Origin of the sequence: Neorhizobium sp. JUb45 (assembly GCF_004343585.1) — a bacterium.
Classification (GTDB): Bacteria; Pseudomonadota; Alphaproteobacteria; order Rhizobiales; family Rhizobiaceae; genus Neorhizobium.
The window spans coordinates 767,346-781,432 of record NZ_SLYW01000002.1; the positions used below are offsets into that span (position 1 = coordinate 767,346).

General features: G+C 59.9%; 10 protein-coding genes and 4 tRNA genes. 10 read left to right on the top strand and 4 right to left on the bottom strand.

The features are described from left to right. Positions 1–250 precede the first annotated feature (250 nt). Together EDF70_RS10505 and prfB are read left to right on the top strand one after the other, a co-directional pair. Positions 251–2,710, top strand: coding sequence for a penicillin-binding protein 1A (locus tag EDF70_RS10505; RefSeq protein ID WP_132273274.1), 2,460 nt, complete (start codon positions 251–253; stop codon positions 2,708–2,710). 106 nt (positions 2,711–2,816) lie between these two features. Continuing rightward, a protein-coding gene (prfB, locus tag EDF70_RS10510; RefSeq protein ID WP_132273275.1) for a peptide chain release factor 2 occupies positions 2,817–3,948 on the top strand; the annotation gives its coding sequence in 2 pieces (ribosomal slippage) (positions 2,817–2,885 and positions 2,887–3,948; 1,131 coding nt in all). 73 nt (positions 3,949–4,021) lie between these two features. Here the strand turns inward: prfB and EDF70_RS10515 are convergent. Together EDF70_RS10515 and EDF70_RS10520 are read right to left on the bottom strand one after the other, a co-directional pair. Then, positions 4,022–4,792: an NAD kinase gene (locus tag EDF70_RS10515; RefSeq protein WP_132273276.1), complete on the bottom strand. Its 771-nt coding sequence runs from the start codon at positions 4,790–4,792 to the stop codon at positions 4,022–4,024. Between the two features lie 258 nt (positions 4,793–5,050). Continuing rightward, positions 5,051–5,126: transfer RNA gene (locus EDF70_RS10520), tRNA-Thr, on the bottom strand. Here EDF70_RS10520 and EDF70_RS10525 point away from each other — a divergent pair. Together EDF70_RS10525 and EDF70_RS10530 are read left to right on the top strand one after the other, a co-directional pair. Beyond that, complete coding sequence (locus EDF70_RS10525) at positions 5,100–5,360, top strand: hypothetical protein (protein ID WP_132273277.1); 261 nt, start codon at positions 5,100–5,102, stop codon at positions 5,358–5,360. The genes EDF70_RS10520 and EDF70_RS10525 overlap by 27 nt on opposite strands. Positions 5,361–5,376: 16 nt before the next feature. Then, the gene (locus EDF70_RS10530) at positions 5,377–7,422 is read left to right on the top strand and encodes an NAD(+) synthase (RefSeq protein ID WP_132273278.1); all 2,046 of its coding nucleotides are present in this window, start codon (positions 5,377–5,379) and stop codon (positions 7,420–7,422) included. A gap of 177 nt (positions 7,423–7,599) precedes the next feature. On the opposite strand, the gene EDF70_RS10535 is transcribed toward EDF70_RS10530, so the two are convergent. Then, a complete protein-coding gene (locus EDF70_RS10535; RefSeq protein ID WP_132273279.1) occupies positions 7,600–9,669 on the bottom strand; it encodes an ATP-dependent helicase in 2,070 nt (689 codons plus the stop codon). 167 nt (positions 9,670–9,836) lie between these two features. On the opposite strand from EDF70_RS10535, the gene EDF70_RS10540 reads away from it, so the two are divergent. Beyond that, a complete protein-coding gene (locus EDF70_RS10540) occupies positions 9,837–10,253 on the top strand; it encodes a response regulator (RefSeq protein WP_132273280.1) in 417 nt (138 codons plus the stop codon). Between the two features lie 7 nt (positions 10,254–10,260). On the opposite strand, the gene EDF70_RS10545 is transcribed toward EDF70_RS10540, so the two are convergent. After that, positions 10,261–11,142, bottom strand: a complete 882-nt coding sequence (locus tag EDF70_RS10545; RefSeq protein ID WP_132273281.1) for an RNA methyltransferase — start codon at positions 11,140–11,142, stop codon at positions 10,261–10,263. 256 nt (positions 11,143–11,398) lie between these two features. Between EDF70_RS10545 and EDF70_RS10550 the strand changes: the two genes are divergently transcribed. From EDF70_RS10550 to secE, 5 genes are all read left to right on the top strand, one after another. Then, positions 11,399–11,483: transfer RNA gene (locus tag EDF70_RS10550), tRNA-Tyr, on the top strand. Between the two features lie 28 nt (positions 11,484–11,511). Further along, positions 11,512–11,585 (top strand) — tRNA-Gly (locus EDF70_RS10555). A gap of 349 nt (positions 11,586–11,934) precedes the next feature. Next, positions 11,935–13,110, top strand: coding sequence for an elongation factor Tu (gene tuf / locus EDF70_RS10560; protein WP_132273282.1), 1,176 nt, complete (start codon positions 11,935–11,937; stop codon positions 13,108–13,110). A gap of 499 nt (positions 13,111–13,609) precedes the next feature. Further along, positions 13,610–13,685, top strand: a tRNA-Trp gene (locus tag EDF70_RS10570). Positions 13,686–13,882: 197 nt separating this feature from the next. Continuing rightward, positions 13,883–14,083, top strand: coding sequence for a preprotein translocase subunit SecE (secE, locus tag EDF70_RS10575; RefSeq protein ID WP_132273283.1), 201 nt, complete (start codon positions 13,883–13,885; stop codon positions 14,081–14,083). Positions 14,084–14,087 lie beyond the last annotated feature (4 nt).

Here is a 14,087-nt window from a genome sequence, read left to right on the forward strand (position 1 = left end):
GTGGCGCGCCGGACAGCCTGTTCTGTCGGGATGTCATGGGATTAACGTGGCCAAGCCCTATTTTACGCACATTCGAACGGTTATTCGACGCCATACGAATAGCGACGATTTTGAGTGTGCCCGTAATGCTTGAGGGCGCAGAAGTCGCGAATGCGCGCAAAGGCTTGTACTCTCGGCCTCTCCGTGCAAAACGCCAGAAAATATGCGATTGTGCTTTTTTGCACCCTACGATGATAGACGGTAGCGCCTGATGATCAGATTGATTGGATACATGTTCGGACTGGGCTGCGTGCTCTTTCTCGCAGTTGCGGCCGCAGCGGCCGTTTATCTGGTCGGCGTGACCCGCGATCTGCCGGATTATGAAGTCCTGAATTCCTACGAGCCGCCGGTCGCCACCCGCGTTCATGCCGGCAACGGCGCGCTGATGGCGGAATATGCCCGCGAACGCCGGTTGTTCCTGCCGATCCAGGCCGTGCCGGATCGCGTCAAGGCGGCGTTTCTTTCGGCCGAAGACAAGAATTTCTACAATCATCCGGGTGTCGATATCACCGGTCTCGGCCGTGCCGTCGTCAATAACCTGCAGAATATCGGCTCCGGCCGTCGTCCTGAAGGCGCTTCGACCATCACCCAGCAGGTCGCGAAAAACTTCCTTCTTTCTGCCGACCAGACGATGGACCGTAAGGTCAAGGAAGCCATTCTCTCCTTCCGTATCGAGCAGACCTATTCCAAGGACAAGATTCTCGAGCTTTATCTGAACGAGATCTTTTTCGGCATGAACTCCTACGGCATTGCCGGCGCAGCACTCACCTATTTCGACAAGTCGGTGACCGAGCTGACGATCGCCGAATCGGCCTATCTCGCCTCGTTGCCGAAAGGCCCCGCCAACTATCACCCGTTCCGCCACGAGAAGGCCGCCGTCGAGCGCCGCAACTGGGTGATCGATCGCATGGCCGAAAATGGCTACATTACCGTCGAAGACGCGACCGAGGCGAAGACCCATCCGCTGGGCGTTACCCTGCGCCGGAGCGGCCCGTCGCTGCTTGGTACCGATTTCTTTGCCGAGGAAGTCCGCCGCCAGATCATCGGCAAGTATGGCGACAAGGCCCTTTACGAGAGTGGCCTGTCGGTGCGCACCTCCATCGATCCGAATATGCAGCTGCAGGCGCGTGCCGCCTTGCAGCGTGGTCTGGTCGATTATGACGAGCGCCGCGGTTTCCATGGTCCGGTCAAGCAGATTGCCGCCAGCGGCGACTGGGGCCCGGAACTGGCCAAGCTGCCCTCGCTGCGTGACGTGCCTGAATGGAAGCTTGCTGTCGTGACGGCGGTTTCGGCCACCGGTGTCGACATCGGCCTGCAGCCTGAAACGGCAGCCGGCGGCAAGGTGGTCGATGAGCGCGAGCGCGGTCATATCGACGCCGAAAACATGAAATGGGCCTATCGTGACGCAGCCGGCGAGCGCAAGACGGCGCGTTCGCCCGAAGGTGTGCTGAAGGCCGGCGATGTCATCTATGTTGAGCCGCTTACCGGCAAGCAGGGCTTCTACCGTCTGCGCCAGCCGCCGAAGGTGCAGGGCGCGCTGGTGGCGATGGATCCGCATACCGGCCGCGTTCTGGCCATGGTCGGCGGCTTCTCCTACGCCCAGTCCGAATTCAACCGCGCCACGCAGGCAATGCGCCAGCCCGGTTCGTCGTTCAAGCCGTTCGTTTATGCGGCCGCCATGGACAATGGTTATACGCCGGCCTCCGTGATCATGGATGCGCCGATCGAGGTCGTGTCCGGCAATCAGGTCTGGCGCCCGACCAACTATGGTGGCGAAGATGGCGGTGGTCCTTCTACGCTGCGCACCGGTATCGAAAAATCCCGCAACCAGATGACCGTTCGTCTGGCGCAGGACATGGGCATGGATCTGGTCGCCGAATATGCCGAGCGTTTCGGCATCTACGACAAGATGGCGCCTTACCTGCCGATGGCGCTGGGGTCCGGCGAAACCACCGTGCTGCGCATGGTTTCGGCCTATTCGGTCATCGCCAATGGCGGCAAGCAGATCAAGCCGACGCTGGTCGACCGTATTCAGGACCGTTACGGCAAGACGATCTTCCGTCACGAGGAGCGCACTTGCGAAGGCTGCAACGCCAACAGCTGGGCAAATCAGGAAGAGCCTGTTCTGGCCGACAATCGCGAGCAGGTTCTCGACCCGATGACCGCCTATCAGGTGACGTCCATGCTCGAAGGCGTGGTGATCCGTGGTTCGGCTGCCGGCAAGATCCATGTTGCCGACCGTCCGATCGCCGGCAAGACCGGCACGACCAACGACAGCAAGGACACATGGTTCGTCGGCTTCTCGCCGGATCTCGTTGCCGGACTTTATATCGGTTTCGACAACCCGGCGACGCTCGGACGCGGCGCGACCGGCGGCAGCCTCGCCGCACCGATCTTCGCGGACTTTATCGAAAAGGCCGAAAAGACCCGTGAAGCCGGAAAATTCCAGGTGCCGCAGGGCATGCAGTTCATCGCCGTCAACCGCAAGACCGGCATGTTCGCCAACGAAGGCGAGCCGGACACGATCGTCGAAGCCTTCAAACCCGGCACCGGCCCGTCCGACACGTTCAGCGTGATCGGCATGGAAGACACGATGCCGGCCGAGGAAATCCTGCGCACGTCGCCGCAGGCGCAGCAGGCGGTCACCTCGGGTGCCGGCGGTTTGTTCTGATCCATTCATGGCTTAGGTTCGAAGCGGCGGGCGGGGTTTACATCCTCGCCCGCCGTCTCTATGTCAGGCCTCATTTCCAAGTAAAAGACGGGAAGTTTGCACGCATATGCGCAACGAAATGATCAACGTCACCGACGAAATCAAGCAGGCCATAAGCCTGCTGAGGAGGCATCTTTGACTGGGATCAGGCGGTAAGACGACTGGACTGGTTGAACAACAAGTCAGAGGATCCCAACCTCTGGAACGATGCCCAGGAAGCCCAGAAGCTGATGCGCGAGCGCCAGCAGCTGGATGACAGCATCAACGGCGTGAAATCGCTGGAGCAGCAGCTCAACGACAATATCGAACTCATCGAAATGGGTGAGGACGAGGGCGACGAAGCGATCATCAAGGACGCCGAGGATGCTCTGCGAGCATTGCGTGCCGAGGCAAACCGCCGTCAGGTCGAAGCCATGCTGTCCGGTGAAGCCGACAGCAACGACACCTATGTCGAAGTGCATTCCGGTGCCGGCGGCACGGAAAGCCAGGACTGGGCGAACATTCTGCTGCGCATGTACACGCGCTGGGCCGAGCGTCAGGGTTACAAGGTCGAGATCCTCGAAATGCATGACGGCGAAGAAGCCGGCATCAAATCGGCGACCATTCTCGTCAAGGGCCACAACGCCTTTGGCTGGCTGAAGACCGAATCGGGTGTGCATCGTCTCGTGCGTATCTCGCCTTACGATTCGAACGCGCGTCGCCACACGTCTTTCTCGTCGATCTGGGTTTATCCGGTCGTCGACGACTCGATCAATATCGAGGTGAACGAAAGCGATTGCCGTATCGACACCTACCGCGCTTCGGGTGCGGGTGGTCAGCACGTCAACACCACCGACTCGGCCGTGCGTATCACTCATATTCCGACCGGCATCGTCGTGTCCTGCCAGCAGGAACGTTCGCAGCACAAGAACCGCGCCAAGGCGTGGGACATGCTGCGCGCCCGTATGTACGAAGCCGAATTGATGAAGCGCGAAGCGGCCGCCAACGCGGAAGCCGCCTCCAAGAGCGACATCGGTTGGGGTCACCAGATCCGTTCCTACGTTCTGCAGCCGTATCAGTTGGTCAAGGATACGCGTACCGGTGTCGAAAGCACGGCTCCGGGCGATGTGCTCGACGGCGATCTAAATGCGTTCATGGAAGCCGCGCTTGCCCACCGTATCAGCGGCAAGGCGGACGTTGCCGGCGGCGACATCGACTGATTGGCGTCATATCGCAGGAAATGGAAAAGGCGGCTTCTTCGGAGGCCGCCTTTTTCGTGTCGTTCGTTTGAAATCAATCCGCAAACTGTTCCGCCAGAATGCGATCGGACCAGGAATGATCGGGATCGGAAAGGATATGCGCCTTCATGTCCTTCAGCTGGGCGACGCGGATATGCAGTACCGATTTCACCTCGGTATTGTCTGCCACCGCATTGACCGGGCGTTTTTCGGCTTCGAGGATATGGATATCGACACAGACGCGGTTGGGAAGCAGCGCACCGCGCCAGCGACGCGGCCGGAACGCGCTGACCGGCGTCATGGCAAGCAGCGGCGCTTCCAGCGGCAGGATCGGCCCGTGGGCGGACAGATTGTAGGCGGTGGAGCCGGCAGGGGTCGCCACCATCAGGCCGTCGCAGATCAGTTCTTCCAGCCGCGTCTTGCCGTCGATCTCGACACGCAGTTTTGCGGCCTGATAACTCTGGCGAAACAGATAGACCTCATTGATGGCGAGCGCCACGGAAGAGGTGCCGTCGGTATTGGTGGTGGTCATGCGCAATGGATGTATGGCGTTTTCGACCGAGGCCGACACGCGTTCGTGCAGATTGTCAGAACGGTAGTCGTTCATCAGAAAGCCGACCGAACCGCAGTTCATGCCATAGACACGTTTTCCCGAATTGATGCTGTCATGCAGCGTCTGCAGCATGAAGCCGTCACCGCCGAGCGCCACGATCACATCGGCCTCATCCGCCGGTGTCTGACCGTAAAGGCGTGTGAGTTCTTCGAGCGCGGCCTGCGCCTCGGGCGCGATGGACGCCAGGAATGCGAGGCTTTTCTTTTGAGACATCAACGGCACCTTCTGCAATGGCCGTCCTTGGTACATGAAAAGCGAGGAGGGCGACAAGGCCGCTGAACGGCTTGAGCGGAGCCAAGCACCATTGGTGGCGCGGCATACGCAGAAATGTCAAAGACTGTGGAAAAGAATAGCCTTGCCGTGCCTGAAGCAGGCGGCGGGACTGATGTCGATAGCGGAAGAGTGAATTCAAGGCTTTGCGAGATTTCCGACTTCCAGAGCGCAAAGGCCGGAAGTCGGAAATTCGAAAAGTGGTGCCCCCGACAAGGTTCGAACTCGTGACCCCCTGATTACAAATCAGGTGCTCTACCAACTGAGCTACAAGGGCAATGGAGAGGGGAGTTACCATATTTTGATTGGCTGTAAAGAGGAAATTGGCGCGAAGGCGCAAGAAGCGGATTTGACGACTGATAATTTGGCCATTCCTGTGCATTTTCGCCGGACGAGGCGCGATGATCCGGCGGGCGGACCCGCCAATGACACCATGACCATCTGCTTTGCCGAGAATCACCAAAACGCTCTCGACCGCGCCGCGCCGCAGCATTACTTATGGCGCATCTGAGAAGACGGAGTGCCCGATGAATTTTCATTCTGCCTATGCCCACGGTTTTGTGCGCGTCGCCACAGCCACGCCGGCCTGCGAGATCGGTGATCCGGCCTTCAATGCACAGGCGGTGCTGGAGCTGGCGCGTCAGGGCCATGATCAGGGCGTGGCGCTGATGGTGTTTCCCGAACTTGGCATCTCCGGTTATTCGATCGATGATCTGCTGGGGCAGGCTGCACTTCTCGATTCCGTCGAAACTGCGCTGAAGACGCTGGTCGAAGTGAGCCGCGCGCTCATTCCCGTGCTGCTGGTGGGGGCGCCGCTTCGCCATCGCGGCCGGCTTTATAATTGCGCCATCGTCATTCATGCGGGCCAAATTCTCGGCGTGGTGCCGAAAGCGCATCTGCCCAACTACCGCGAGTTCTACGAAAAACGCTGGTTCGCTTCGGGCCGCACGGTGCGCGGACAGGAGATTTCGGTTGCTGGACAGGTCGTGCCCTTCGGCATCGATCTTCTGTTCGAGGACCGCCGCATCGCCGATTTCGTTTTCCATGTGGAAATCTGCGAGGATGTATGGGTGCCGGCACCGCCGAGCGATTTTGGCGCTATGGCAGGCGCGACCATCCTCACCAACCTGTCGGCCAGCAATGTCACGGTCGGCAAGGCGGATGTGCGAAAACAGCTCTGCGCCAACCAGTCGTCGCGTAACATTGCCGCCTATCTCTATTCGGCGGCGGGGCCGGGCGAATCGACCACCGATCTCGCCTGGGACGGGCAGGCCTGCATCTATGAACTTGGCGATCTGCTGGCCGAAACCGAACGGTTCCCGGATGCGTCGCAGATGTGCGTTGCCGATATCGATGTCGAGCGCCTGGCGCTGGAGCGGCTGCGCACCGTCACTTTCGAAGATGCGGCCGAGCGTGTGTTGCGGGCAGACCAGCCATTCCGCCGCGTCGGTTTCGAGTTCGCGGCGCCCGAAGGCAATATCGGCCTGAAGCGATCCGTTGCGCGGTATCCTTTCGTGCCATCCGATCCGGCCCGTCTGGATCAGGATTGTTACGAGACCTTCAACATTCAGGTGCAGGGCCTGATGAAGCGCCTGCGGGCAACCGGCATCAAGCGTCTCTGCATCGGCATTTCCGGCGGGCTGGATTCCACCCATGCGCTGCTGGTGGCGGCGCGCGCCTTTGACAGACTGGGCTGGCCGCGCACCGATATTCTCGGCTTCACCATGCCGGGTTTCGCCACCGGCGACGAAACGCTCGGCAATGCCTGGTCGCTGATGCGCAGCATCGGAATTACGGCGGAAGAGGTGGATATCAAGCCGCTGGCGCTGCAGCTTCTGAAAGATCTCGGCCATCCGTTTTCGGGCGGCGAGCCGGTTTATGATGTGACGTTTGAAAACGTGCAGGCGGGTCTGCGCACCGATTTTCTGTTCCGCGCCGCCAATCAGCGCAACGCGCTGGTGCTCGGCACCGGCGACCTTTCGGAAATCGGTCTTGGCTGGTCCACCTATGGTGTCGGCGACCAGATGAGCCATTACAATGTCAATGGCTCGGTCTCGAAGACGTTGATCCAGCATCTGATCCGCTGGGTGATCGAGAGCGGCAGTTTTGATGCCGAGGCGAATGCGACGCTGGAGCGCGTGCTCGGCACGATCATCTCGCCGGAACTGGTGCCGGCGGGCGCGGACGGCGTCATCCAGAGCACCGAGGACAAGATCGGTCCTTACGACCTGCACGATTTCACGCTCTATTACCTGACGCGGTATGGCCTGAAACCGTCGAAGATTGCCTATCTGGCGCATCATGCCTGGAGCGATGTGGCCGCCGGCGCATGGCCTTCGCATTTCCCGGATGAAAAGCGCCGCGCATACGATCTCGCCACCATCAGGAAATGGATGCAGACATTTCTGTTCCGCTTCTTCACCATCAGCCAGTTCAAGCGCTCGGCCTCGCCGAACGGCCCGAAGGTTACGTCCGGTGGTTCGCTGTCGCCGCGTGGCGACTGGCGCGCGCCGTCGGATGGCAATGCTCGGGTGTGGTTGAAAGAACTGGAGGAGAATGTGCCGGAGGGGTGAGGCGTCAGGACATGAGGAAAAAAGACCCCTCCCAAGCCTCCCCACAAGGGGGAGGGCTTAACCCAGCCTCACCGCCGAGATCTGTTTGAGGCAAGTCGGTTGCCGCGAGTTTTCTCCCCCCTTGTGGGGGAGATGGCCGGCAGGCCAGAGGGGGCCTTTCTTTATCTGAGGCCGCGTTTACCGCCACATCCCACGCATACGCGCCGTCACGTCGATGCGCACCTGCTTGCGGGCCGCCTTTTCCGCTTCCGACATCGGCTCCACCACCGGCCAAGCCGCCGTTTCGAAAAACTGCAGCAACGTTGCCGGAATGAAGCGGGTGCGGGCGGCATAGACATGCCGGTCGCCCTGAGAGTGCTGGCCGTGGGTGAAGAAACGTTGCGGGGTGATGAGGTCGAGGCTGTCCTTGGCGCGCGTCATCGCCACGTAGAGCAGGCGGCGTTCTTCCTCGACTTCGGCGCTGGTGCCGACACCGAGATCGGAGGGAATGCAGCCATCGACGCAGTTCAGCACGAAGACCGAGCGCCATTCCTGCCCCTTGGCCGAATGGATGGTCGAGAGGATCAGGTAATCGTCGTCTAGCAGCGGCACGCCGGCCTGATCGCTGGTGGCGCTGGGCGGGTCGAGCGTCAGTTCGGTGAGGAACCGTTCGCGTGAGGCATATCCCGAGGCAATCTGTTCCAGTTGCAGAAGATCGGCCTTGCGGGTCTCGGCATCCTCATGGATGCGCTCCAGATGCGGTTCGTACCAGTTACGGGCCGTGCCGATTTCCGATGGCCAGCCTTCGCCGCGCCTTACGGACGATAACATCTCGACGAATCGCATCCAGTCCTCGCCGCTGCGGGGCGGGGCGGGGATTTCCTGCAAAGCCGCGAGTGGCTCGGGATCGGTTGCGATGGCATCCAGAATTTTGCCGGCCGTCTGCGGGCCGACACCGGGGATGAGCTGCATCAGCCGGAAACCGGCGACGCGGTCACGTGGGTTCTGGGCAAAACGCAGTGCGGCCAGCAGGTCCTTCACATGCGCGCTGTCCAAAAATTTCAGGCCGCCGAATTTCACGAAGGGAATGTTGCGGCGGGTGAGTTCCACTTCCAGCGGGCCGGAATGGTTGGAGGAGCGGAACAGCACGGCCTGGTTTTTCAGGGGCATGCCGGTTTCGCGGTTCTCCAGAATTTTTTCGCAGATGTAATTGGCCTGCTCGTTTTCATCGCGCACGGCGACGAGGCGAGGCCGTTCCGCCGATTGCCTCTCGGTCCACAGGTTCTTGGTGAAGCGTTCGCGGGCCAGATCGATGACGCCATTGGCGGCGGCCAGGATAGTATTCGTGGAGCGGTAATTGCGGTCGAGCGTGATGATATCGGCCGGCGGTTCGAAGGATTTTGGAAAATCCAGAATGTTGCGGATTGTGGCGGCGCGAAACGAATAGATCGACTGGGCGTCGTCGCCGACCACGGTCAGGCCGCGGCCGCCGGGTTTCAAGCCCATCAGGATGGTCGATTGCAGCCGATTGGTGTCCTGATATTCATCGACCAGAACATGATCGAAACGCGCGCCGATATCGGTGGCCAGCTGCGGCTCGGACATGGTCTGCGCCCAGTAGAGCAGAAGATCGTCGTAATCGAGAACGTTCTGGGCCTGCTTGGCTTCGACATAGGAGCCGAACAGGTCACGCAGTTGCGCTTCCCAGGCGGCACACCATGGAAAATTTGTCTTCAGCACCTCGCCGAGTGCTGCTTCCGAATTCACCACGCGTGAATAGATGGCAAGGCAGGTGCCCTTTGTCGGAAACCGGCTTTCCGTTTTGGAGAAACCCAGTTCGTGCCGGATGAGGTTCATCAGGTCGGCTGAGTCTTCGCGGTCGTGGATGGTGAAATCCGGGTCGAGGCCGATCTGTTCGGCATACATGCGCATCAGTCGCGCGCCGATGCCGTGGAATGTGCCGGCCCAGGCCATCGCATCGGTCATGACGCCGGCATTGGCGCCGAGAACCTGACCGCAGATGCGCTCGACGCGTTTGCCCATCTCTGAGGCGGCCCGTCGGGAAAATGTCATCAGCAGGATACGGCGCGGATCGGCACCATTGACGATCAGGTGGGCAACGCGATGCGCCAGCGTGTTGGTCTTGCCGGATCCTGCCCCGGCGATGACCAGCAGCGGGCCGCTGTCGCCGGTCTTGGCGGCCGTCGCACCGTGCTCGACTGCGCGACGCTGAGCGTCGTTGAGTGTTTCGAGATAGGCGAGGCTCATGGGCTTTTCCGAATCATGCGGTGATTTCTAACTGATTCTCTTGGTCAGGCGCAGATTTTTGCGAACGGTTGTGGCGGCGGTGGTTCACGCCTGCATCAAATATTAGAGGTTGTGGAACAAAACTGCGTGCGCGCCATTATATCCAGTCATAAAACGAAGAGGGCCACATGCCGCATCGGATTCTCGTGGTAGAAGACCAGCTGCTGATCGCATTGCATATCGAAGATGCGGTGCTGGCCCTGGGTCATGAAGTTGCCGGCATTGCGGCCAATACCGCCGATGCCCTGGATGCCGGCGATGATGCCGACATCGCCCTTGTCGATGTTCACCTGCAGGATGGCGCCACCGGCCCGGATATCGGCCGGGAGCTTGCGGCACGCGGGCTGACAGTCATTTTCATGACCGCCAACCCAGAGGCAATTGCCAGCGGCATACCCGGAACGCTCGGCGTCATCTCGAAACCACTGTTCGATCTCGAACTGATCGGCTCGATCCAGTTCGCCGCCGAGGTGCGGGATGGCCGCAATGCGACGCCGCCCGAACGCATGCGTTGTTTCGACAAGCGGGCGACGGCGCTGCACTGACGGTTGATTACGCCTTGGCCAGATGCTGACGTGCTGCGTAAAGCGCGATCGCTGCCGCATTCGACACATTGAGCGATTTGATCGCGCCCGGCATGTCGAGACGCGCCAGCGCATCGACGGTTTCGCGCGTCTTCTGGCGCAGGCCCTTGCCCTCGGAACCGAGCACGAGCGCAACCTTGCCCGCAGCGAACGTGCCTTCCAGCGGGGCCGGGCCTTCCGAATCGAGACCAATCGTCTGGAACCCGAGTTTCTGCAACTCGGCCAGTGCATCGGCCAGATTGCCGATCTGGATATAGGGTATCATTTCCAGCGCGCCGGAGGCCGACTTGGCCATGACGCCCGATTCGGTCGGGCTGTGACGCTGGGTGGTGATCAGAGCGCCTGCCTCGAAGGCGACGGCGGAGCGCATGATGGCGCCGACATTGTGCGGATCGGTAACCTGATCGAGCACGAGAATGAGATTGCTTTCCTTCAGCGCTTCCAGACGGCGAACCGGCAGCGGTTTCGTCTCGATCATAGCGCCCTGATGAATGGCGTCGGGGCCGAGATGTTTGTCGATATCCTGCGGCGAGACGAATTCGACAGGGAAGGGCAGGGCGTGGGATTCGCCGATATCGAGACGCACGAAGGCGTTCTGCGTCACCGTCAGTTTGACGATCTTGCGCTCGGGATTGTCTATGACGGCGCGCACGGTGTGCAGGCCATAGAGAAAGACCTGGTCAGGCTGCAGCTGCGGCGCCTTCCAGTTTTCATGCGCGGGTTTCGGTCGCTTGCGCGGATCCGGCGTCGGAATGTCGCCGCGCTCGCGTTTGGCATCGCGCACATTGCGGCGCAGGGTGGCGTAATGGCTGTCACGCCCGGATTTGTCGTTTTGATCATTTTTGCTCATGCCGCCTTATAACGGCAGGCGCGGTTCCGGCAAAGCCCCGTATCCGCTGGTTTGCAGAGCTTTGGTCGCCGTTCACTCTATCCACAGGGTGAGGGCACATTCATCAGCCTGACATATCAATCTGTGTTTTTTCTGAAGTTTTCGTTTTGACCCGTGTTGACAGCAGCGAAAGTGCCCGTCATATACGCCGCACAGAACGAGACGCGGTTTCGCTGAACGTTCTGAAGAGCTTGGTTCTCGATCCAGACGAAATACTGGAGGGATGCCCGAGTGGTTAAAGGGGACGGACTGTAAATCCGTTGGCTCAGCCTACGTTGGTTCAAATCCAACTCCCTCCACCATTTCGTTGCATGGATCGAACCAGACCCCGCGGGTATAGCTCAATGGTAGAGCAGCAGCCTTCCAAGCTGAATACGCGGGTTCGATTCCCGCTACCCGCTCCAGATTTTCTCTCCTCTATATTCCTGTCTTCAACAGCGCCAAGCCATTTGGTCGGCGCATGTTTTATTTCGTCGGCGGCTTCGTAGCCACGATCGTTCTGCTGCTGGCCGTGAACTTCGCCATATTCGCGATGAGCCGGTGAGGGGATCGCGGATGAGCCGGGTGGCCGGTGATCCGCACTTTATAAGCAAATGGGAAAACAGTCGCTTCGCAGGGCTTGGTGTTCTGCAAGCGCGCACCTAAATAGGGCCCAGCAATTAAGTCTTGCGCATTCGTAGCGAAAGCCTTAAACGGCGACACCAAATCCGTTCACTGCGGATCTATCATCCCTACAGATTATAGGAAGCATCAATGGCAAAGAGCAAGTTTGAGCGTAACAAGCCGCACGTGAACATCGGCACGATCGGCCACGTCGACCACGGCAAGACGTCTCTGACGGCAGCGATCACGAAGTATTTCGGCGAGTTCAAGGCGTACGACCAGATCGACGCTGCACCGGAAGAAAAGGCACGCGGCATCACCATCTCGACGGCACACGTCGAGTATGAGACGCCGAACCGCCACTACGCGCACGTCGACTGCCCCGGCCACGCCGACTACGTCAAGAACATGATCACCGGTGCTGCCCAGATGGACGGCGCTATCCTGGTTTGCTCGGCTGCCGATGGCCCCATGCCGCAGACCCGCGAGCACATCCTGCTTGCTCGTCAGGTTGGCGTTCCGGCTCTGGTCGTGTTCCTCAACAAGGTCGACCAGGTCGACGACGAAGAGCTGCTGGAACTCGTGGAAATGGAAGTTCGCGAACTTCTGTCGTCCTACGACTTCCCGGGCGACGACGTTCCGGTTGTCAAGGGTTCGGCTCTGGCCGCTCTGAACGATTCGGACAAGAAGATCGGTGAAGACGCGATCCGCGAGCTGATGGCTCAGGTCGACGCCTACATCCCGACGCCTGAGCGTCCGATCGACCAGCCGTTCCTGATGCCGATCGAAGACGTGTTCTCGATCTCGGGTCGTGGTACGGTTGTGACCGGCCGCGTCGAGCGTGGTATCGTCAAGGTTGGCGAAGAAGTCGAAATCGTCGGCATCCGCGACACGACCAAGACGACGGTTACCGGCGTTGAAATGTTCCGCAAGCTGCTCGATCAGGGCCAGGCCGGCGACAACGTTGGCGCGCTGATCCGTGGCGTACAGCGTGACGGCGTCGAGCGTGGTCAGATCCTGTGCAAGCCGGGTTCGGTCAAGCCGCACAAGAAGTTCATGGCAGAAGCCTACATCCTGACGAAGGAAGAAGGCGGCCGTCATACGCCGTTCTTCACCAACTACCGTCCGCAGTTCTACTTCCGCACGACGGACGTGACCGGTATCGTTTCGCTGCCGGAAGGCACGGAAATGGTTATGCCGGGCGACAACGTCACGGTTGCTGTTGAACTGATCGTTCCGATCGCGATGGAAGAAAAGCTGCGCTTCGCTATCCGCGAAGGCGGCCGTACCGTCGGCGCCGGCATCGTTGCCTCGATCGTCGAGTAATCCTCGATCGAATTGAATAAGATAGGCCTCGCCGGCAACGGCGAGGCCTTTTTCGTTGGTGATTCTGTCGGGGAGGGGGCACCTTTGATTCGGTATCTCATTGTTGCAATTGTGATTCTGTCCTCTTCCATGATTCTGCCAGTACCGGCAGAGGCGCGCTGTCCGGAGCGGCCGGCCTGCAAGGGCTGTGGATGCAAGGGCGGCCCCGGCTATCGTGGCCGGATGGTCGCTGCGTCGGCTTCAAGCAACTGTCCAAGGTCTGCGGCACGCCGCCCGAAGCGCGCTGTACCTTCGAAAATGCGCCCGGTACCGGGCAGAATCGTGAATGCGCATTTGGTGATGGGTCTGAAAAGCCGGCGGCTTGAATGGGCTTTCCACCGTTCATCCATAAAAGTGTCGCATCTCTTGCAGAAACCCACTTGCCAACTCCGGTTCATCGCCTTAAAGAGCGCACACGTCCTTCACGGACAGCGCTTCGGCGCAGGTCCAAAAAGGGTTTAGGGGTGTAGCTCAGTTGGTAGAGCGGCGGTCTCCAAAACCGCAGGTCGTCGGTTCGAGCCCGGCCGCCCCTGCCATTTTCTTGAGGTTGATACGCGCGGTTGTTTCGCAGCATGGTCGCCGAAGAAAATTGGTCTGCCGGTAGTCCGGCTTCATCGGATATCGATTTCCTCTTGTGAAAGCTGAAATCGGTGTCTATGTAGGGTAAGAACAGACACGCGGTGCGTGGGGCTGAATAAGATCAGCTTTACGTGCCGTAATTGCGTGGACAGTTATGGCATCCAAAACCAACCCGATTACGTTCCTGCGACAGGTGCGCACCGAGACGAAGAAGGTCACCTGGCCTTCGCGTCGTGAAACAATGATCTCGACCGCGATGGTCCTGGTCATGGTTGTTGTGGCTGCCCTGTTCTTTTTCGCCGCTGACCAGCTTATCGGCTGGCTCCTCGGCTTCGTTATGAATTTCGGCGTTTGATTGG